The following is a 21492-nucleotide window of genomic DNA, read 5'->3' as shown; positions in this document are numbered from 1 at the left end:
CTTCCCACAGAGGTGCTGGAATTAGCAAATTCGAATTTCACGACCAGCTTTGATGTTCAAAGTGGTTACGCTTTTATAAAGAGAGAATTTATAAAATTGACAGCTACCTTCACACCGCAAGTATCAAGGGTAACCCACCCTTGATACTAAGATAGCGGTGGAAGCTGACGCTGTATTTAATAAAAGACGGCTATACCGTTTTTCTTATTAACTTGCAGGTTTTTGCTGTTTTTTATGCATGGTTGCTTATGAAATTGTTAAAAATAATCATGCTAAAGGAGGTTTTTCGTGAAACCAATGTTATTAACACCTGTCGAGGAGTTTCCTGAAACATCAGGGTGGATTTATGAAGCGAAGTATGATGGATTTCGATGTTTGCTGCATTGGCGTGAAAAAACACCTGAATTATCTAGCCGTAATGGTAAAAACTTAAATGCTAATTTCCCTGAGATTGTTCAGTTTTGTGAAAAAATGTATGAAGAAGTGAAGCCCTTCCTCCCTCTTTCGCTCGATGGCGAAATTGTATTTCTCCTTAATCCATGGCGCAGCAAATTCTCCGAGGTGCAACGCCGTGGCCGGATGAAAAGTAAAGATGTCATTTCAAAACATGCCGCTTCCTTTCCCTGCAAATATATTGCGTTCGATGTCTTAACTCTTAAGGGAGAATCTCTAAGGAATAAAACGTTACCATCCCGAAAAAAGCAGATGTCTTCTTTTTTTAAAAAAACTCATCTTCCTCATAAGGTTGATGCGCAGGATTCTCGCAGTTTGCAAGCAATCGAAGTTTTTAAAAACTGGGAAGAACTGTGGCATAATATTGTCGTCTATCATGGCGAAGGTGCAATCGCAAAAAGAAAAACGAGTACTTGGGAAAGTGGAAAACGTACAACACAGTGGCTGAAAAAAAAGCACTGGCGGATGATTACGGTAGCGCTGTCCACTTATAACCCTAAAAACGGATACTTTGATGGCGGCGTTTATGACGGTGAAAAATTTCTGGTCATTGTCCAGTTTAAACACGGTTTGGCTGAGGAAGAGGAAAAAACATTACGTACTTTATTTCAGAAAAACGGGGTGAAACAATCAGACGGTAGTTTCCACATCCCCCCATCTGTGTGTGCAAATATTGCCTGCATTGATTTTGACGGAAAGCATCTTCGCGAGCCAAGATTCCATTCCTTTCAATTTGAAACAGAACCTTCCTCCTGTTCTCGTAAGCAAATGGAGAAACAGCTTTTTGCGCTTCCGGAAACGGTTCCCATTACTAGTCCCGACAAACCTGTCTGGCCTGAACAAGAGATCCATAAAGATGACTATTTATTGTATTTACAACACATGTCACCTTATCTTTTACCATTTTTAAAGGATCGTCTCTTAACTGTTATACGATACCCTCATGGTGCCGATGGAGAGCTATTTTATCAAAAAAATTCTCCTGATTATGCGCCTGATTTTGTACAAACCGAAACGATAGACGAGATTGATTATATTATTTGTAACGAGTTAGAAACATTGTTGTGGCTAGGCAACCAGCTAGCGTTGGAATTTCATACGCCGTTTGAAACGATTGGTACTAGTTATCCGACTGAAATCGTCTTGGATTTGGATCCGCCTTCTATGAAGGAATTTTCCTTGGCTGTCGAAGCCGCAGTGAGGATGAAAGAGATATTTGATGAATTTCAGCTTGAATCATTCGTAAAAACTTCGGGCAGAAAGGGGCTTCAGCTTTACATTCCATTACCTGAAAGTGTTTTCAGCTATGAAGACACACGCATATTTACCTCGTTCGTCTGCAAATTTTTATGTGAACAGGAAGCCGATTGGTTTACGATCGAGCGAATGAAAAAGAACCGTGGTAATAGACTGTACTTGGATTACATTCAACATGATAAAGGAAAGACAATCATTACTCCTTATTCCCCACGAGGACATGAAGCCGGACTCATTGCTACACCCCTCTTCTGGCCTGAAGTGGATTCGGGATTAACTCCCTATTCGTTTACCCTCCCTGCAGTCATTGAGCGAGTTGCGATTGAAGGGGATCCTTTCCGATTGATGCGCCATGTTGATAACGAAGTAGCATTTAAGGAGGTTTTAGAAAAGTTGAGGGAGTTTTAGAAGATCGGCGAAAAACGCCTTCTCAAACTCCCTCATCCTCGCTTATACTCCCGTTTTCTTCCTGCTACTTTTGTAGGTGCTACGCCGGTAGCACCTACCGAATTTTCCGCTTCTCAAACTCCTTCATCCTCGCTTATACTCTCGTTTTCTTCCTGCTACTTTTGTAGGTGCTACGCCGGTAGCAATGTTTTCTGCGACGAGTAACCGCAGGAGCACCTACCACCTACAAATGACGAACGCCCACCACAAAAAGACAAATAACCCCCGCCGGCCTCTCGCCGACGGGGGTTATTTGTCTCTATTTACTCTGTCACACCTTGCATTGCTGTAATAAGTGCAAGCTTGTACACATCTTCTTCATTACAACCTCTGGAAAGGTCATTTACCGGTTGGTTTAACCCTTGGAGGATTGGACCAATTGCTTCGAACTCTCCTAATCGTTGGGCGATTTTATAGCCAATGTTGCCAGATTCCAAATTCGGGAAGATAAATGTATTTGCTTCTCCTTTAAGCGGAGAATCCGGTGCTTTTTTCATCGCAACAGATGGCACAAATGCAGCGTCGAATTGGAATTCACCATCTACGGTAAGATGAGGTGCTTTTTCTTGAACGATCTTGGTTGCCTCGATAACTTTTTCTGTTTCAGGACTAACAGCAGAACCTTTTGTTGAAAAACTAAGCATTGCTATTTTCGGATCGATACCAAATACTTTTGCCGTTTTTGCGGCTTCGACAGCGATCTCAGCAAGGTCATTACTATCTGGCGAAATATTAATCGCACAATCACCAAATATATAACGCTGATCTCCTTTAACCATGACGAACACGCCAGACGTCTTTTTCACGCCTTCTTTTGTTTTAATAATTTGAAGTGCCGGACGGACCGTATCGCCCGTTGAGTGAGCAGCCCCACTAACTAACCCAAGTGCTTTACCAACGTAAACAAGCATTGTTCCGAAATAATTTGGAGTTTTCAAGATTTTTTCTGCCTCTTCTTTTGTAGCTTTGCCTTTTCTACGTTTCACAAATGCTTCCACAAGTTCATCAAATTCCTCGTACGTTTCAGGGTCAATGACAGTAAGTGTGTCTGCTTCAAGATTCAAACTTGCAGCTTTCGAGAAAATTTCTTCTTTGTTACCAATCAGAATGGGTTTCAAGATTCCTTCCGCTTGCAACCGCACCGTTGCCTTTAATATTCTCTCATCTGTTCCCTCGGGAAAAACGATTGCTGGATTCTTGTCTTTTACATCCTCTGCTATTCCTTTAAACATATCGCTCACAGGAAAACCTCCTTTAATACTCTCTACCTTTTAGCATACTCTTTCTTTAGGTAAAAATAAATTATTCATGCGCTTCAAATTAAAGTTCTAATTTTCCAAAAAGTGTAATCGTTTCCTTCAATCATAAGGAAAATGATCCGTTTTAAAAAGGAGCTTTTATTAATATACCCTTCCTTCTCCAATCTTAAAAATCCTGATTGTTTCAAATCGATACTTCCTTCTCATTGCAATCTTCTTCCTTTTTTCAGTATAATGAATGAATAGTCACTCATTTTATTCGAACGTAATAAAAGGAAAGAATCAACTATTTCTTTACCTTGTCAAAATCTAAGGGGGATTTTATGCATTGCGAATCGTTATTTAAGCCGATTTCTATCAATGGTTTAGCTTTGAGAAGCAGAGTTATTATGGGTTCGATGCACGTTGGAATTGAAGGTCTTGAGAACGGGATTGAAAAGCTGACTGAGTTTTACAAGCTCCGGGCTAAACATGATGTTGGTCTGATTGTCACGGGTGGTGCTGCTGTGAATGCAGAAGGCAGCGGTGGCCATGACTTCATGACGATTTATGAAGAAGAGGATGTTCAACGATGGAAACCGTTGACGCAAGGCGTTCATGACGAAGGTGGCGCCATTGCCCTGCAATTATTTCATGCTGGCCGATATGCGTATAAAGCGAGTACTCAACTGGATCCGGTTGCCCCCTCTCCTCTTCAATCACCAATCAACCCTGATCAACCGAGGGAAATGACCGAGGAAGACATCAAACGAACGATTGAAGACTTTGCCCAAGGCGCACGCCGAGCGAAAGACGCCGGCTTTGATGCCGTGGAAATCATGGGTTCGGAAGGATATCTTATTAATCAATTCCTCTCCCCCGTTACCAATAAACGGACCGACAACTGGGGTGGCTCATTTGAAAATAGACTTCAATTTGCCTTGAAAATCACCGAAGCTGTCCGTCGCACGGTTGGACCCGACTATCCTGTTTTGTTTCGCATGTCAGGACTTGATTTAATTGAAGGAAGCACAACTGAAATGGAAACGCTTCACTTTGCAAAAAGAGTGGAGAAAGCTGGGGCAGATCTGCTCAACATCGGGATTGGCTGGCACGAATCTCGCGTACCTACTATTTCAATGAAAGTACCACGGATGAAATTCGTACCTGTTGCTGAGAAAATTGCTCAAGAAGTCGATATTCCCGTGGTAGCAAGCAATCGCATTAATGATCCGCAGGATGCAAATGACATTCTTGAGAAAGGAACAGTTCAATTAGTGTCGATGGCCCGTCCATTTTTAGCTGATCCTGCGATTGTCACAAAAGGAAGGGAAGGTCGTTTTGACGAGGTAAATACTTGTATTGCCTGTAACCAAGCCTGTCTTGACCATGTTTTTGAAGGAAAAGCTGCGACTTGCCTCGTAAACCCAGAGGCAGGACGTGAAACTGAACTTCTCATGATTCCAGCAAAAACGAAGAAGAACATTCTTATCATTGGTGCAGGGCCTGCAGGATTAGAAACAGCACGAGTTTCTGCTGAACGCGGACATTCTGTCACTATTGTAGATGAAAAAGATGAAATTGGCGGTCAACTCAATTATTCAAAACGAATTCCGGGAAAACAGGAATTCTACGAAACGTTACGTTATTACCGCATCCAATTAAAGCTACTAGGTGTCACCGTTAAGCTAGGAACACACCTTACTGGAGAAGACCCACTAATTAACCAAGCGGATGAAATTATTCTTTCTACAGGTATCGTTCCCCGTGTACCCGAAATTGATGGGGTGAATGATCCTAATATTATTTCCTACCGTCAAGTTTTTGAAGGAACTGCGAAGACTGGTGACAATGTTGTGATTATTGGTGGCGGCGGTATTGCATGCGATTTAGCGTTATTTTTAAAAGAAAAAGGCGTCTCATCGATCACGCTTTTACAACGAAGCAAGTCGTTTGCAAAAGGAATTGGCAAAACAACCCGGTGGGCAACGATCATGGAAATGAAGCAGAATGGCGTCCAAATGATTGGTGGAATCGACCATTATCACTGTATAGATGCCCATTCCGTTACGTATACGCTTGATGGCGAAAAGAAAATGATAAAAGCAGATACCGTTGTTCTCGCAGCTGGACAGCTGACTAATAATGATTTGGTTGAGAAACTTACTCAGCTAGGTAAACCGGTGCATATTATCGGCGGTGCCAAGGATGCACTTGGATTAGATGCGAAAAAAGCAATATACGACGGCGCTGTATTAGCACGAGCTTTATAAAAAATGCGTAGCGTCTTTGTTGATTTTCATTTATCGAAGAAATAACTCGAAAGAGCGTAGGCGGCGACTCCAGCGGGAAAAGCAATAGCTGAAGACCCCGGAGGATGGTCTTTGTCCGAGGGTAAGAAAGTATAAGATGACAGCTATCTTTACGCCACAAGTATCAAGGGAAACCCACCCTTGATACTTAAATGATGGTGGCTAAAAGATCACGCTGTATTTAATAAAAGACGGCTATGCCGTTTTTCTTAGAGGAGGCTGAAGCATTGCCCGCGGAAAGCGTCCGCCTAGAGTGGATTCGAGCTCCTCTGTTCGAAAGGAAACAACAGTCTCTAAAACTATAATTTTATAATCAAGGAGGAACTAATCATGAGTTTGAAACAAACTACCGTCCTTTATAATGTACAAGATGGTGTGGCGACGATTACTATGAATCGTCCACACGTAAAAAATGCGATAAACACAGAAATGCATGAGGAATTATACGAGGCCTTTTTAGCTGCCCGGAAAGATGGGGATGTAAAAGTCATTCTCCTCACTGGTATCGAAGGCTCCTTTTCTAGTGGTGCTGATCTAAAAAGTATTCCTGTAAAAGAGATGAAATCCTTTGATTACGGTGCGTATTTAGAAAGCACCTATAACAAACTCATCATGCTTATCGACAGCATAGAGAAACCAACCGTAGCTCACATGAACGGTACTGCTGTGGGGGCTGGTCTCAGTCTTGCCCTTGCCTGTGATTTCCGATTTGCCGATCCTGGTATTAAAATTGCCTTGAGTTTTCTGCATATAGGATTAACTCCTGATGCTGGTGCCTCCTATTTCTTACCGAGAATTATCGGGTTTGCTAAAGCTCTTGAATTAGCACTCGGTGACACAATCGATTCAGAAGAAGCCCTCCGCATTGGACTGATTCAGGACATAGGTCATCCGGAGAAACTTATTCATGCATTGACGCGTGTCCCTATGCCTGCCTACTCTTCCATGAAACAGAATATGAAAGCAGGAACAGTTTTGCCTCTAAGACAAGTGCTGGACGCTGAAGTAACCGCCCAACGTGCTGCCGGCAAATCAAAGGATCATCATCGTGCAATTCAAGCATTCCTAAAACGGTCGGTAACAAAATAAACCATTAAACTCTTAAAAGGAAAGTTTCTTTGCCTATGCCCCCATTTTGAATGTTGATATTCTTTCAGCACACCTTTTAAAGGCGTGCTGTTTGTTTTTCCAGTGTGTCCTAGTATAATAGGAGTTGTGATGAAATGAATGACGAGTGATCTTACATACATACTAAGAAATGGAGTGAATAAATATGGCAGAACCAGCAAAAACGTTAGATGGATGGTATTGCTTGCATGATTGCCGGAAGATGAATTGGACAGAGTGGAAAAAACTTTCCTCTGACAAGCGTGAATCGATCATGTCAGAATTTATGAAGCTGCTTGAAAAGTGGGATAAAACGCAAGCAAAGTTCGAAGGAAGTCATGGACTATATTCGATTCTTGGTCAAAAGGCCGACTTTATGATTTTTCTTTTAAGACCAACAATGGACGAGTTAATTGAACTGGAAACTGCTTTTAACAAAACACAATTGGCGGAATATACTGTTCCTACCTATTCCTATGTTTCTGTCGTGGAACTAAGTAATTATCTTCCTGCCGATAAGGATCCTGATCAAGACCCTGAAATTCAGGCTCGTTTGAAACCTATTTTACCAAAATGGAAATATGTTTGTTTCTATCCTATGGACAAGCGTCGTCAAGGAAATGATAATTGGTACATGCTGCCGATGGAAGAACGCCAAACAATGATGAGAAGCCATGGTATGATTGGTCGAAGCTATGCTGGAAAGGTACGCCAAATCATCTCTGGATCGGTTGGGTTAGACGACTGGGAGTGGGGAGTTACTTTGTTTGCACATGATGTATTGCAATTCAAGAAACTCGTATATGAAATGCGCTTTGACGAAGTGAGCGCTCGCTACAGTGAGTTTGGTTCCTTCTATGTTGGAACTATGTTAGATGACGATAAAATTAAACAGTTTTTGCATATATAAAAATTACAGCAAGTCTTTAATACGATAAGTTCGGTAACATCTTTTGTGGTACAAAAAATAAACTCTTTTAAAACCCGATTGCGAAACAATGCGCTCGGGTTTTTTATGTGCAATCTCACCGAAAGCTCTTTTTTGGGGACTTTTTTTTATGTCATAACTTGGGTGTCAGCACATACAATGTCTTTAGCATGGTTGTATTAAGGAGGTGTTGAAAATGGCTGTTATTAAAACACGTGAACGTGATATTGAACTGCTTGGTCGCTTAATGCGAGCAGAGGCAGAAGGCGAAGGGGAACTTGGGATGCTACAGGCGGGAAATACGATGGTAAACCGAGTTCGCGTTCCTTGTTTGGATTTTGAAAATATTACAGATGTTACAAAAATGGTATACCAGTCTCCTGGTGGGTTTGAAGCAACTCATAAAAGTTACTTTTATCAGCATGCACGAGAAAGAGATAAGCGTCTTGCTCGCAGACTGGTTCAAGGGGAACGATTCCATCCTGCTGAGTTTTCACTTTGGTTTTTCAGACCTGAAGGTGACTGCCCTGCTGAATGGTGGGGCCAGCCTAATACCGGGAGATATAAATTGCATTGTTTTTACTCCCCTCGAGTCGAAGATTGTGAGGATGTGTACAACGTCTACTAGAGTATGGTCAGGAAGAATTGTAAGTGAAAAAATAACAAAGAGGGAGTGACGATATGTATCCACAAGGAGGTTCTCCATATATGTCGAATGGGGCTTACAATGGATATCAAGGGGGTGGTTATCAAGCTGATAAGGCTTCTACTGCCGGTCAACAATATCCGCAACAGCAACAACAGCCTTACCTACCAGGTACACCGATGCCACCGCCACCAGCTTTCGCTCAACAGCAACCACAGCAGCAACAACCGTTTTCACCTGTTATAGATGTTCCGGGTCAACTTCCTCCTGAGCAGTCCTATATCGAAAATATACTACGCTTAAATCGCGGTAAAGTCGGTACTTTTTATATGACTTTCGAAAATAACGACAGATGGAACGCAAAAATTTTCAAGGGTGTCGTTGAAGCTGCTGGTCGTGACCATATCATTTTGAGCGATCCAGAAACGGGTAAACGATACTTACTCTTAATGGTGAACTTTGATTATGCCACGTTTGATGAGGAATTAGATTACGACTATCCTTTTAACGGAGCACAACAAGGCTTGTCGGCCTATCCACCGAGGTAAGATATAACTTTTTCACTAGCATTCTCGTTAGCACCTCGCTAGTAGTAGCACCTACACTAGTAGCACCTACGAATTTCGTGTAGGTGCTACTAGAAATGGTGCTACTAGAAATGGTGCTATTATTTAATTTATTCCATCCATGCGGCTGCGAATAAGAGCGCCCACCCGACTAGGAATGCTAAACCTCCAAGTGGCGTAATTGCTCCGAGAATTTTAATTCCTGTTAAACTTAGGGCATAAAGACTCCCCGAAAAAAGAATGATTCCAATCAAAAATGCCCAACCCGCTCCATGGACAAGCCCTGTAGCAGACAAATACTTTGTGAGGATGGCTACTGCAATTAAAGCCACCGCATGAATCATATGGTATTGGACGCCTGTTTCAAATGTTTTAAGGTAACCTGTCGCTTCGAGTTTGTCCTTCAAGGCATGTGCACCGAATGCACCCAGTGCAACGAATAAAAATGCATTTGCACTTCCTAATAGTAAAAATAACTTCATCATTCATTCTCCTTTTTACCACGCTTTATGCTGGATAATTTCTGTGTTTATTTCCCAAGAAAAGCATACCATATCTATTTATCAAATCGTAATTTTCATCATACTGTCTTTAATTTTTTCAAAAGCAACCACATTTAAAAAGCCTTTAAAAATCAAACAAACTGTCACTTTCCGGGTTATCTCCTCCGTCATATACAGTGCCGCTTTTCTTAGCGGAATGACTTTCCGGTGTTTGCTGATGTTCGGTTCTCTCCCCTTTTCGGCCATGAACATCGTTTACGGTTGCATGCTGAACCTTTGGGGCCGGTGCTTCTGTTTTCGTGTCGAGAAGAAGATCACAATACGTTTTTAGCACTTGAGCATGTTCTCGATATGTATTTTCGGAGGCGTTAACGGAAACCTTTAGCTTATCCAGCTCCTCTTCCATCTTTCTAATGACTACACTAGCAGGAATGTCCACAGACCTAGCCCCTTTCGTTTTATATTAGGTTAATTATACAACAATAATCGATAGTCAGAAAATCCTACCGGGTTTTGATGTACTAATTCATATGTATATTTCAACGAAACTTTACCATGTTTTTTTCAAGAATAAAAGAAAAAACCGACGAGTGCCGGTTTTAAGAAAAGCTTTACTTTATTTTCTTAAATCAATAAAAAGTATCGGTTCATTCATTATTTTTTCAAAACCTCTCCCAATCGGTGGATAAGATTAGATTCATACACATGAATTCCTTTACTGTCTACTTGTGCCACTTCTACCATAACCGAGGCTACGGAGGCACCTCTTACAGGTACATACTTTTCCAGCTTCCCTTTAAAAATGAAAGAAAGGGGTTTACTAACCACTTCAGCAGCTCTTTCCCCCGGTCGATTTTCGAATCTTTCTCCTGTAAGGAGCGATGGACGGAAAATATGTACCGATGGATGGTTAAGCATAAGGATCTGATCCTCCAGCGTGCCTTTAACTCGGCTGTAAAAGAAGCGTGAATTACGGGATGCTCCCATCGAAGAAACGAGAAGTATTTTATCTGCGCCTGCTTCCGTTGCATATTCTGCAATTCTCAGTGGATACGTATAGTCAACTTTTATAAATTGTTCTTGTGATTTTACCTTTTTCATCGTTGTCCCAATGGCAATAAAGACATCCGATACTTGGTCAAACAAATGCTTTTTTAGATCCAAGAAGTCAAAATCGATAATATGTTCCTTTACCTTGGGATGATCAGAAAATAATGATTTTGATCTAGTAAGAAGATGAATTTCTTCATACTTATTGCTTTTAATCAACTCTTTGACAATATGTCTGCCTACAAGTCCTGTAGCACCTACAACTAATGCCTGTTTCATATCCATCTCCTCCATTCTGTTACCTCCAATGTATCATGAACTGTCTGAAAAATGAAGAATACTATCCGAGGGGTCAGACCACCCATTATTTGGAAGTTGCCTTTTTATTTCATTTCCAATGGGATATAAACGGTGAATGTGGTGCCACCTTGCTCGATTGATTGAACGGTGATCGTACCACCCATTTCCTCGATAATACGATAACTTGTCGTAAGTCCTAAGCCTGTACCCGATTCCTTTGTTGTAAAAAATGGCGTACCTAGTTTTTGGAGCGTTTCACAACTCATCCCCGAACCACTATCTTTCACTGAGACCACTATTTGTTTCAGTTGATCGTCTAGACTGGAGCGAATTATCAAGTTACCTCCATCAGGCATTGCTTGAATAGCATTATTAAAAAGATTCATGAAAACTTGCTGTAACTTGTTCCTGTCGGCAAGAAGCTCTGGTAAATCCTTTTCAAAAAATACTTCTAGCTCGATATGATTATCATTCATATCTGACTGATGCAATGTCAAACAATTATTTAACAATTTCTCTATATCAATCGTTTCAAATTTCTTGATAGACTTCGGATTTGAGAGTTCCAAAAGTTCATTCATCAGTTTATTTACTCGATCAATTTCATCCCCAACGAGTTCGTAAAACTGTTCATTTCTCGAATTATCTCGTTCATTAAACAGTTGTATAAAACCTTTTATTGTCGTAAGAGGATTTTTGATTTCATGAGCAAATCCTGCAGCCATCTCTCCAACTACTTTTAGCCTTTCAGACCGAACCAACTCAAGTTCCATTTTCCGTTTTTCCGTCAGATCATTAAATATGATAAGCATTTCATCGTGTGCCTCACTATCTGGACCTGGCAAGCTAGTTATACTCAACAAATATGTTTGCATTTCTCCAGTATCTTCAGAGATAAAATCTATTTCATACTTGTCTTTCACTTCTCCATGCTCACTTAACTGATGAATATTCCCCTTTTCAACGATGTTTTTCATAGTTGGTGATTGCTCTATAAGAATGTCCAGTTCAACCCCAATCGCTTGTTCTTTTGAAAGAAGAAATGTCTTTTCACATTTTCTATTAAACAACGTTATTTTCTTGGTTTTCCGATTGATTGCTAGAACTCCACTATCTGTTGATTCCAAAACCACAGTTGATTTTTTATTCTTTTTTTCTCTTTCCTCTAACTGCTCTGTCATATGATCGAACGTTGCATTTAAATAATTGACTTCTTCATAGGCAGATACGTATTTTTGATTCTTTTTATTACCCTCTGCTAAGTTCTTCGTTGTCTCGACAAGTTGGTGAATAGGCAAAACAAGATATTGTGACAATTTATAAACGGCAAGTGTAATGACAATCAACATGATACTGAAAAACACCAAGTATTGGATAAGCAAGCTTCTTAATGGGGCATAGAGCTCTTCCCCATCTACTGCTACTCCTACATACCATTCATTATTAAAACCCGAAAATGTCTCTATTCTCGAGAAAGAGTGTACTTCCCCTCCTGCCACATTGACCATTCCCCTTTGATCGATAAGATCATTAACAGTCCCTTTCGATATTCCTTCCTGCTGAAAATAATTTGCATGGAAAATTTCCTCTGTATCGGGATGAGAAATAAAATTTCCATCATTGTTTAGTAAAAATGCATAGCCACCCCACCTTGTATCTTGCTGCTGATCTGTATGTTCTTCCAGCACTTGATAAAGGGAACCTAAATCGAATATAGGTGCGAGCACACTATGTAAATTTTGGTCCATATCGTAAACAGGTGATGCCATTGCAAGGGCGGGGGAGTCAATAAGTGAAGAATAATAAATATCTGAAATAACGATATTACCTTTCAGCGCCTCTTCAAACCAAGGACGTTCACTCAAGTCCTCTCCCAGCACACCTAATTCTGTTTCAACCGCTACCGTCCCATCTGTAGTTATATAAAGAGAATCAAAATATATGTTATGTATCATCAAGAATTTATACATCTGTTCCCTTATGTCCAGAGCCTCACTGTCCTGATCCATTAATACAGGATTATTGGCTAAAGTCTGTATGTCCTTCAATCGTTCCTCTAAAAACCTCGTTATCTCCACCGATAAACTTGTACTTTGAATCGCTAAAGACCGTTCAGCACTATTTGTTATTTCTTGTTTTTGAGCGTTATAACTAATGACCCCAACGATGATCATCGGAATAAAGGCTACTAGAATTAAAAATATCAGTAATTTTGACCGCAGTGTATGAAACATTTGAACTTCTCCTCGGTATTTCTTTTTGTCTCAAACACCATTATAAATTAAAAAAAGCGAGAATTGTGCAGAAAATTCGACATTTATCGCACTACCTATTTCTCTACCACAGCGATTCCCAATATATGGGGGGTCTGACCCCAAAAAGACCCCGCAAAGCGGGTGCTATTCGTGATCGTAATATTTATATAGGGCTTGAGTTCCTGAATTTCCCTCTCCGTCTTCTGCCAGTTGTTCATATAATTTCTTTGCCTGAATCAGACCTGGAGTATCCATTCCTAACTCTTTTGCTGAATCAATGGCGATTCCCATGTCCTTGATAAAGTGCTTAATATAAAAACCGGGTGCAAAGTCTCCAGCTATCATTCGTGGTGCTAATTTTGAAAGCGAAAAACTTCCCGCTGCTCCTGTTTGAATTGATGACAAGACTTTTTCTTGATCCAATCCAGCTTTTTTAGCATAAGCCATGGATTCACTTACACCCATCATCGTGCTAGCAATCGCTATTTGATTGGCCATTTTTGTGAATTGTCCAGCTCCTGCTTCACCTTGCAAAACAACATTTTCTCCCATTAATTTAAAAATAGGTTGCATATAGTCAAATACCACTTGTTCTCCACCGGCCATTATCGTTAGCTTTGCATCTCTCGCACCAATATCCCCACCGGAGACAGGAGCATCTAAACTATACATTCCTTTTTGTTTTGCTTCTTCAAATATCTCCTTTGCAAGAGCAGGGCTTGACGTCGTCATATCGATTATATACGTACCTTGCGAAGCATTCTCTAAAATCCCTTGAAGACCTAAGTATACTTCCCGGACATCAGTTGGATATCCCACCATTGTAATGACGACATCCACACTTTTCGCAAGCTCTGACACCGTTTCGCACCACTTGGCACCATTTTCAAGCAAGCCATTAGCCTTTGATTTTGTACGCGTATAAATAAAAAGTTCGTGACCACCTTTCATGAGATGATTGGCCATACTTTCTCCCATGACGCCTGTTCCAATAAATCCAATCCTTTGCTTCATAATGTACCGACTCCCTTTTCCAGAAAATTATAATTATCTTCCATAACCATGTAAGTCAATTCATCTTTTCTATCTTAAGCTATCTCATTTCTCTTCTACTAGGTGCACAGGTAATTTCCAGTCGATTTCCTCTTCTCCGATCTGCTGGAGAAATTTATTCGCTGTTGAAAATGGACGACTTCCGAAAAAACCACGACGTGCAGAAAAAGGACTAGGATGAGGACTTTTTATGACTAAATGATGATCATTTGTAATCCATTCTCCTTTTTTCTGTGCGTGTTTCCCCCATAAAATAAATACCACGGGTTTCTTTCGCTCGTTCAACCGTTGAATCACCTGATCTGTAAACAATTTCCACCCTTTCCCTTGGTGAGAATTCGGTGTTTGTTCTCTTACTGTCAATACATTGTTTAATAAAAGGATTCCCTCCCCTGCCCACTTTTGTAAATATCCATGCTGAGGGACAGGATACCCTAGATCATCATGAAGTTCTTTAAATATATTTTTCAGTGAGGGAGGAACTTTAACTCCCGCCTGCACAGAAAAACTCAATCCGTGAGCTTGACCAAAGCCATGGTACGGATCCTGACCAATAATAACCACCTTCGTGTTTTCAAACGACGTACTATGTAATGCATTGAAAATGTCATCCATCTGTGGAAAGATATTGTGAATTGCGTATTCCGCGTTTAAAAATTCCCTTAATTCAAGATAATAGCTTTTCTTAAACTCTTCACTTAATTGCTGCTTCCAATCATTTTTAAATGGGTTAGCCATGAGGATTCCCTCCTTTGTAATTGCGTTTGAACACCAAGACTTTTTATAGAGATCGTTATTTCAATCAAACCCGAGTTGCTTTAAGCTGAGTCCTATTTTATTATTTACCTATTAGGTATTCTTCTGCTACAAATAGTTAAATAGACCCAATTATACAAATGGAATTATCTCTACACCTTTATTTTACACTATTCCCCTTTAATTTTCTAGATAACTACATATACGAAAGGACTTTAGAAGTAATAAATCCGTTGACAATCCACCTCTTTCGTACTATATTTAGAACAACGATAGTGCTTTGAACCGAAGAGGAGGATCATAATAATGGCGAGATTATTAATAACTGATGATGCTGCGTTTATGAGAATGACATTAAAAAAAATGGTCACTGATGCTGGTTATGAAGTTGTTGCAGAAGCTGAAAATGGGCAACAAGCGATTGATTTATACCTAGAACATAAACCCGACTTAGTCACAATGGATATAACGATGCCCGAAATGAACGGCATTCAAGCTTTAGAAAAAATTAAAGCTTTGGATCCAAATGCTAAAGTTGTTATGTGCTCGGCAATGGGACAACAAAACATGGTTGTCGATGCGATTCAAAAAGGAGCCGTTGACTTTATTGTGAAGCCGTTTGATGAGCCTCGCATTAAGGAAGCCATTGAAAAAGCTCTAAAACGATAAATAGACGGATAAACTTAGATTAAGATGACTCCAAAAGATCTCTCTGATCTTTGGAGTCATCTTTTTACATTTATAAAACTCTGCTAATCCGCCAATTGATTTTTCACTTCATTCAAGGTTGGTAAGGCTGTCATCGCACCTTTTGTGGCTGCGGCAAGTCCACCGGAAACAGCAGCGAATCGCGTCATTTGTTCCAGATTATCCAACGTCAATTCTGAAACTGCCTTGTCGGTCTCATGAAGTTGATAGAGAATTGCCGAAACGAAAGCGTCTCCTGCGCCTGTTGTATCAACAGCTTTTACTTTCATCGCATTTACATGAACTTGATTCCCTTTTGCAAATATAAAGCTTCCTTCGGCTCCAAGTGTAATAAAGATAATTGGAATTTGATAGTCCTCCAGTTTTTTAACTCCTGCAACGATGTCATGTTCTCCAGTGATAAATTCTAATTCTTCTTCAGAAATTTTTAAAACATTTGCGTACCCTAACATGCTTTTAATTTCTCCACGCGCATGGTCTTCATTTTTCCATAGTCCTAAGCGTAGATTGGGATCATAAGAGACAATCAAGCCTTTTTCTTTTGCAAGTTTTACTGCTTTTATAGTGGCTGATTTCGCCGGTTCACTTATCAAACTAATCGACCCAAAATGAAGAAGGTTATGTGTTTCAAACAATGCTCTGTCCACATCTTCTTCTGTTAGAAAGCGATCTGCACTTGGATCTATGTAAAATTCAAAACTTCGCTCGCCCCCTTCTCCCAGAGTCACAAATACAACTCCTGTCCGAGCATCCTTCGTGAAAGTCATGTGAGAAGTATCCACACCATAACCGTTCAATGTATCCTTTAAAAACCGACCTAGCACATCGTCACCTATTTTACCTAAAAAAGTTGTTTTTGCGCCAAGTCGTGCTAGGCCTACCGCAACGTTTGCAGGTGCTCCACCGGGGCTTTTCTGAAAGATTTCATTCTTATCATCTAACGGGATGAAATCAATTAATGCTTCACCTAAACTTATAATACCTTTCCCCATTAAATTTCCTCCTTATTATTATCAAGTGTATCCACTTAGAATTTCTTCCATGTCTTCTCTTCATTATACTTATCCACACCTTTATCAACAACGGTAAAAACTATAATATAAATGCTGATTTCTTAGCGCCTATTTCTTTAACGATCGGAAGGGACTCCAATTCTATCGAGGAGGCTTGCGGATCATCCAAGGGAAGCTAATCGTAATTTTACAAACAACCTCTAATGATAACAATCCAACCAGATGGGTAATGATAGGCACTAAGTCATTTTTTTCTTTAGAACAGAGTTTACGAAAACAGCCAAAATAAAAGAGAGTATGTCAAAGTCAAAGACCTGACACCCCTCTAATTTTATGCTTCTCTTATCCGTTATTTATTTTAAAACGGTTTGTTTTCTCCTGAAGCTCTGTACTAAGATCATTGAGCTGTTCAGATGTTTTACCTACCGTCTCGATAGCTTTGGTTTGCTCTGCAGCTGATGCAGACACTTCCTCTGCGGTTGCAGCCGCCCCTTCGGAAACTAGTGCAATACTAGCCATCGCTTCAACTATCTGACTTTTTTGATCATTTACCCCGTTTAAATCCTTCGTTAGTTCTTCAAGAGATTGAGACAGCGTTTCAATATATTTAACGATCGATTGAAGAGATGCACCTGTATCTTCCACTGCTTGTTTTTGATCATTACTCATTCCATTAGCAGTGGTCATTGCATCTACGACTCTTTTCGTTTCTCCTTCGACTTCATCAAGAGTTCCACGGATTCTCCCTGTCGCGCTCATGGATTGTTCTGCTAGCTTTCTTACTTCATCTGCCACTACCGCAAATCCTTTTCCATGCTCTCCTGCTCTTGCCGCTTCAATACTGGCATTTAAAGCTAAAAGGTTGGTCTGATCAGCGAAGTCAGAGATAGTGTCGACAACAGAACCAATATCACTTACTTTTTTCATTAGCTGGTCAACTGCTTGATCAACATTAGAAAATACTTGACGAGTTGCCGACGTTCGATCTGTTAGCACATTCATTTGCGTTAGACCTTTTTCATTTGCCTTTCTGATATCCATCGATACTTTGTTCATTTGGTTCGTTTGTTCCGTTGCCCTTCCTACCTGACCAGACAAATGTTGCATTTGCTGATTCGCTTCTTCCATATCCTCGGCCTGTTTTGAAGCCCCTACAGCAACTTCGTTCACAGCAGAAGACATATCATCACTTGTCGCTAACGTCTCCTCGGAGACAGCACTTAGCTCCTCAGCCATTACTTTACAGTCACTAGCCGATCCTTGAATCGAGCCTACAAGATGTCTAAGCTCTTTACTCATTTCATTCACAGACACTCCAAGTTGACTAATTTCGTCTTTTCCTTTTACGTTAAGATCCTTGGAAAAATCCCCTTGCGCCATTTTTTTCACTTGATCATTTAAATGTTGTATCGGTTTGGTTAACTTATTTGCTACATAAAATGAAGCAATAAAAGCAAATATAACCGCTATGATAGACACAATAATAAATGTATTCCTCGTATTATCTAGCTCTGCGTACAGAAGATCATCGTTATATATAGACATGACTTTCCAGCCATAGCCGTCAATTTCATCGTAATAAATTGTTTCCCCATTATTTTTCAAAGAGCCTTTCGTATCGGTTGACTCCACTATTGCATTCAGTTGCGAATCTTCGGCCAAATTATTTCCAACTTGTGAGGGATCTCCATGAGCAATAATAACCCCTTCTGTATCAATAAGGGCTAATTGACCGCCATAACCAACCTCCTTAGATTCCAATAACGAAACCATTTCATCGAGTGACAAATCAACTGCCATAACCCCTAACACCTGATCAGAATCGGGGGTTGGTGTAATAGATTTTGCTGCCGTAATAACAAGCTCTTCAGTATCTGCATCTATATATGGAGATGTCCAAATAACTTCCCCAACGTTTGTGACTGCTTCCTCATACCATGGTCTCGTTCTCGGGTCATAATCTGCAGGCAATTCCAACATTGGTGTAGTCCTCATATCACCTTCTGCCGTACCATAGTATGTAGCCTGTGCCCCTTGCTCCTGATTCATAAAACTAGTATGAGCAGCTGTCAAACTAGTCCACAACTCTTCGTCTCCCTCTGTAATACTTCCTATTGTTCTATCATCCTCAGCCATCATCGCTATTATTGTATTAAATCTATGTAAGTAAGCTTGAATAAACTGATCAGCATCCTCCGTCGTTGCTGTCGCACTCTCTTCCACTGATGTTTCAATTCCTTCACCCAACTGATTATAAATAACGAAAGAAGTAACTAGCATCGTAAAAATTATAAGACCACCAGTAAAACTAATAAGTTTCCCTTTTACCGAACCCATCATGAAATACACCCCTATTTTCACATTACTTTATGACTACTTTTTATATTATGGATTACCTATCTTAATATAGCAAGACTTATTTTCGTCGGGTAAGAGTGATCTTTTGCATCCACCGTCATAGCTGATACAATGGGAATAGTGACGTTAAAGGATAGTAGGAAATGAACAAAATTCAAGATAACGAAACAAATTCTCCACTTCTATCATTCGTAATACTGAACATTATAAAAGATCTAACTAATGCTAATAAAGGGGTTGAACATAAAGATGAAACCAATTGATCCACAGCTCGTCCAAAACAATTTATCAAAACTAATAGGAAAAAACTTGTATATTCACCTTGAAACGACAAATGGTGCTTATGCTTCTCATCGTGATCAAAACTTTTTTTCAGCAGGAGCTTTTATTCGTAACGTTGAATTAACATTTACACAAGCGAAAATATCGGGAAATGGTCCTTATCGTATTGGTTTGGAACTCGAACAAGGTTGGGTTTACTCAGAAGGGTTAACTGATTGGGTAATTGATGATGAAAACCGACTGCTTTTTGCCGGGCATGATTCAGAGGGGAAATTAGCAATAGCTTTAGAATTAAGTGAAACACCATTTCCAAAATAAGAATAACTGCATTGCAGTCTTTTTTATTTAATTAGTTGTCTTGTTATCATCGAAGGTTGTTTGGAAGAATTACCGCTCACTTTCCGTGGATGATCCGCGAGCCTCCTCGAGCTAACAAACGCTCTGCGGGGTCTCGCTTGGATCATTCTTCCACAGGAGGCTCGCGGATTCTTCCAAACAAATTGTTGTAAAAGCAGTTTACATAACTGTTATTGTTTCTAAAAAGATCGAAGTAGCGAAGGCGGCGACTCCTGCGGGAAAGCAATAGCTGAAGACCCCCGCAGGGACCAACTTTCCCGAGGAGGCTGAAGCATTGCCCGCGGAAAGCGTCCGCCTAGAGCCGATTCGAGCCTCTCTGTACGATAGAAAACAACAGTTTGTTAAAAATACAATGATCGTCTTAGTTGCAACCAGCAAACAAATAGATAATATTATTTTAAAAGGAGTGTCACCCATGGAAAATCATGTTCTTGTAATCTTTCCACACCCTGATGACGAAGCATTTGGAGTAGCCGGAACTATTATCTCCCACACCAAAGCGGGGACACCTGTTACTTATGTGTGTTTAACCCTTGGTGAAATGGGCAGAAATATGGGGCGACCGCTAATTGCAAATAGAGAAACATTACCCGAAATACGAAAAAAGGAATTGGATGAGGCTTGTCGCCTTCTTGGTGTAACAGATTTGCGAAGACTCGGTATGCGTGATAAAACCGTGGAATTTGCTGATCAAATTGCTCTGGAAAACAGACTGTTTGATATCATCAAAGATGTCGATCCTTCCCTTGTCATTACTTTTTACCCAGGTTATGCTGTTCACCCCGATCACGATGCTACCGGAGCTGCAGTCATTCAAGCCATTCGAAGACTCTCTAAAGAGGAACGACCAACCGTCCATGCAATCGCCTTTTCAGAAGGTTCCGAGGAAGTGATTGGCGCGCCTGATGTTCGCTTGGATATCTCTGCCTACCTGGAGCAAAAAATGAAAGTAATCGACGCTCACCGATCTCAAACGGCAGGAGTAGTGGATGCAATGAAAGAGCAATTTTCTTCAGAGGACGAAACGATAAAACAACGATTAAACAGTGAGTATTTTTGGACGTACCCAATCAACGAAGACAATTAAGCATTGTAGTCTTTAATAAAACTTAGTGTCTTTTTTTCTATTTTGTTGCTATATTATCACGGAAAGTTGTTTGGCAGAATTACCGCTCCCCTTTCCGTGGATGATCTACGAGCCTCTCCGTTCGACGAAAAAAACATTTTCTGAAAAACGGTAATTTTATAAAATTACCTTATAAAAAAAGGGTGTCATAAAAGGTCAAGAAAACCTTCTATGACACCCTCTCTCATTATAACGAGTTATTTTTCTTCATCTTATCGTACTTATATGGAAGTGATTTTCCACTTTTCTTTAAAAGTAACGCTTCGACTTTCACCGGAGAAGAAACATAGAACTGGAACATCCGATGTTTATTAGGAAACTTCACCGTTAACTCTAATATTTGCCCATCAAATTCATGACGCACAATTTTATTTGTGTCAATTACCGTCTTAATGTTGCTTAATAAAGGAACAAAGATTAGAAAGGTCTTCGTAACTACCAGAAATCCTTTTTGATCTCTCCCATATCGTAACGCATCCAGTACTAATTCTGCATTTTCCTTCGCTATACTTTTCGCTTTACTCTTTACAATTTCTCTCACGATTAAATCATATCCAACCGTGAATAAAAGTGCTAACACAATGCTTATCGTCGTAAGTAGCATATCGCCAGGCCATAATACTAATGGACCCAACAGTCCTAAGAAGAGCCAAGCCATAATATAACGAGTATATTTACCTGCAAATGGTCTTGTATGCTTTACCATTTATAATCACCCCTTCATTTTGATAGTCGAATTCACCCACTCCTTCTTCCTGTTGTTATTAGTATGATTTT

General features: G+C 40.2%; 19 protein-coding genes. 9 read left to right on the top strand and 10 right to left on the bottom strand.

The window, feature by feature from the left end; genetic code table 11:
* Window positions 1–297 precede the first annotated feature (297 nt).
* A complete protein-coding gene (locus CEF18_RS20100) occupies window positions 298–2118 on the top strand; it encodes a DNA ligase D (RefSeq protein ID WP_310793568.1) in 1821 nt (606 codons plus the stop codon).
* Window positions 2119–2420: 302 nt separating this feature from the next.
* On the opposite strand, the gene pta is transcribed toward CEF18_RS20100, so the two are convergent.
* Complete coding sequence (gene pta / locus CEF18_RS20095; RefSeq protein WP_407690437.1) at window positions 2421–3389, bottom strand: phosphate acetyltransferase; 969 nt, start codon at window positions 3387–3389, stop codon at window positions 2421–2423.
* A 350-nt stretch (window positions 3390–3739) separates the two neighbouring features.
* Between pta and CEF18_RS20090 the strand changes: the two genes are divergently transcribed.
* From CEF18_RS20090 to gerQ, 5 genes are all read left to right on the top strand, one after another.
* Window positions 3740–5668, top strand: coding sequence for an oxidoreductase (locus tag CEF18_RS20090; protein ID WP_110938287.1), 1929 nt, complete (start codon window positions 3740–3742; stop codon window positions 5666–5668).
* A 369-nt stretch (window positions 5669–6037) separates the two neighbouring features.
* A complete protein-coding gene (locus CEF18_RS20085; RefSeq protein WP_110938286.1) occupies window positions 6038–6796 on the top strand; it encodes an enoyl-CoA hydratase/isomerase family protein in 759 nt (252 codons plus the stop codon).
* Window positions 6797–6980: 184 nt separating this feature from the next.
* Window positions 6981–7724, top strand: a complete 744-nt coding sequence (gene hemQ, locus CEF18_RS20080; protein ID WP_110938285.1) for a hydrogen peroxide-dependent heme synthase — start codon at window positions 6981–6983, stop codon at window positions 7722–7724.
* Between the two features lie 214 nt (window positions 7725–7938).
* Window positions 7939–8370, top strand: coding sequence for a cell wall hydrolase (locus tag CEF18_RS20075; RefSeq protein ID WP_110938284.1), 432 nt, complete (start codon window positions 7939–7941; stop codon window positions 8368–8370).
* 53 nt (window positions 8371–8423) lie between these two features.
* The gene (gerQ, locus tag CEF18_RS20070) at window positions 8424–8936 is read left to right on the top strand and encodes a spore coat protein GerQ (protein WP_223292410.1); all 513 of its coding nucleotides are present in this window, start codon (window positions 8424–8426) and stop codon (window positions 8934–8936) included.
* A gap of 128 nt (window positions 8937–9064) precedes the next feature.
* Here the strand turns inward: gerQ and CEF18_RS20065 are convergent, their stop codons facing one another.
* The 6 genes from CEF18_RS20065 to CEF18_RS20040 form a co-directional block, all read right to left on the bottom strand.
* On the bottom strand, window positions 9065–9436 hold the full coding sequence (locus CEF18_RS20065) for a DUF423 domain-containing protein (protein ID WP_183040947.1): 372 nt from the start codon (window positions 9434–9436) through the stop codon (window positions 9065–9067).
* Window positions 9437–9581: 145 nt separating this feature from the next.
* The gene (locus tag CEF18_RS20060) at window positions 9582–9896 is read right to left on the bottom strand and encodes a YwdI family protein (protein WP_110938282.1); all 315 of its coding nucleotides are present in this window, start codon (window positions 9894–9896) and stop codon (window positions 9582–9584) included.
* A 215-nt stretch (window positions 9897–10111) separates the two neighbouring features.
* Entirely contained in the window at window positions 10112–10801 is a 690-nt protein-coding gene (locus tag CEF18_RS20055) for an NAD-dependent epimerase/dehydratase family protein (RefSeq protein ID WP_110938281.1), read from the bottom strand.
* 89 nt (window positions 10802–10890) lie between these two features.
* A complete protein-coding gene (locus CEF18_RS20050; protein WP_110938280.1) occupies window positions 10891–13041 on the bottom strand; it encodes a sensor histidine kinase in 2151 nt (716 codons plus the stop codon).
* 165 nt (window positions 13042–13206) lie between these two features.
* A complete protein-coding gene (locus CEF18_RS20045) occupies window positions 13207–14076 on the bottom strand; it encodes an NAD(P)-dependent oxidoreductase (RefSeq protein WP_110938279.1) in 870 nt (289 codons plus the stop codon).
* Window positions 14077–14160: 84 nt separating this feature from the next.
* The gene (locus tag CEF18_RS20040; RefSeq protein WP_110938278.1) at window positions 14161–14853 is read right to left on the bottom strand and encodes a uracil-DNA glycosylase; all 693 of its coding nucleotides are present in this window, start codon (window positions 14851–14853) and stop codon (window positions 14161–14163) included.
* 324 nt (window positions 14854–15177) lie between these two features.
* Here CEF18_RS20040 and CEF18_RS20035 point away from each other — a divergent pair, with 324 nt between their 5' ends.
* Window positions 15178–15540: a response regulator gene (locus CEF18_RS20035; RefSeq protein ID WP_110938277.1), complete on the top strand. Its 363-nt coding sequence runs from the start codon at window positions 15178–15180 to the stop codon at window positions 15538–15540.
* 83 nt (window positions 15541–15623) lie between these two features.
* On the opposite strand, the gene CEF18_RS20030 is transcribed toward CEF18_RS20035, so the two are convergent.
* Both CEF18_RS20030 and CEF18_RS20025 read right to left on the bottom strand, forming a co-directional pair.
* Window positions 15624–16571, bottom strand: coding sequence for an aminoimidazole riboside kinase (locus CEF18_RS20030; protein ID WP_110938276.1), 948 nt, complete (start codon window positions 16569–16571; stop codon window positions 15624–15626).
* Window positions 16572–16934: 363 nt separating this feature from the next.
* Window positions 16935–18932 carry a methyl-accepting chemotaxis protein gene (locus tag CEF18_RS20025; protein WP_110938275.1) on the bottom strand — a complete coding sequence of 666 codons (1998 nt, stop codon included), beginning with the start codon at window positions 18930–18932 and terminating at the stop codon, window positions 16935–16937.
* Between the two features lie 267 nt (window positions 18933–19199).
* Between CEF18_RS20025 and CEF18_RS20020 the strand changes: the two genes are divergently transcribed.
* Together CEF18_RS20020 and bshB2 are read left to right on the top strand one after the other, a co-directional pair.
* Window positions 19200–19550 carry a YojF family protein gene (locus CEF18_RS20020; RefSeq protein ID WP_110938274.1) on the top strand — a complete coding sequence of 117 codons (351 nt, stop codon included), beginning with the start codon at window positions 19200–19202 and terminating at the stop codon, window positions 19548–19550.
* 454 nt (window positions 19551–20004) lie between these two features.
* Window positions 20005–20676, top strand: coding sequence for a bacillithiol biosynthesis deacetylase BshB2 (gene bshB2, locus CEF18_RS20015; protein ID WP_110938820.1), 672 nt, complete (start codon window positions 20005–20007; stop codon window positions 20674–20676).
* 226 nt (window positions 20677–20902) lie between these two features.
* Here bshB2 and CEF18_RS20010 read toward each other — a convergent pair whose 3' ends face one another.
* Window positions 20903–21421, bottom strand: a complete 519-nt coding sequence (locus CEF18_RS20010; RefSeq protein ID WP_110938273.1) for a hypothetical protein — start codon at window positions 21419–21421, stop codon at window positions 20903–20905.
* Between the last annotated feature and the right edge of the window lie 71 nt (window positions 21422–21492).

Origin of the sequence: Salipaludibacillus neizhouensis, from assembly GCF_002886185.1 — a bacterium.
Taxonomy (GTDB): domain Bacteria; phylum Bacillota; class Bacilli; order Bacillales; family Salisediminibacteriaceae; genus Salipaludibacillus; species Salipaludibacillus neizhouensis.
The sequence above is the reverse complement of the archived record's forward strand: the minus strand, read 5'-3'. Positions and strand labels throughout refer to the sequence as shown.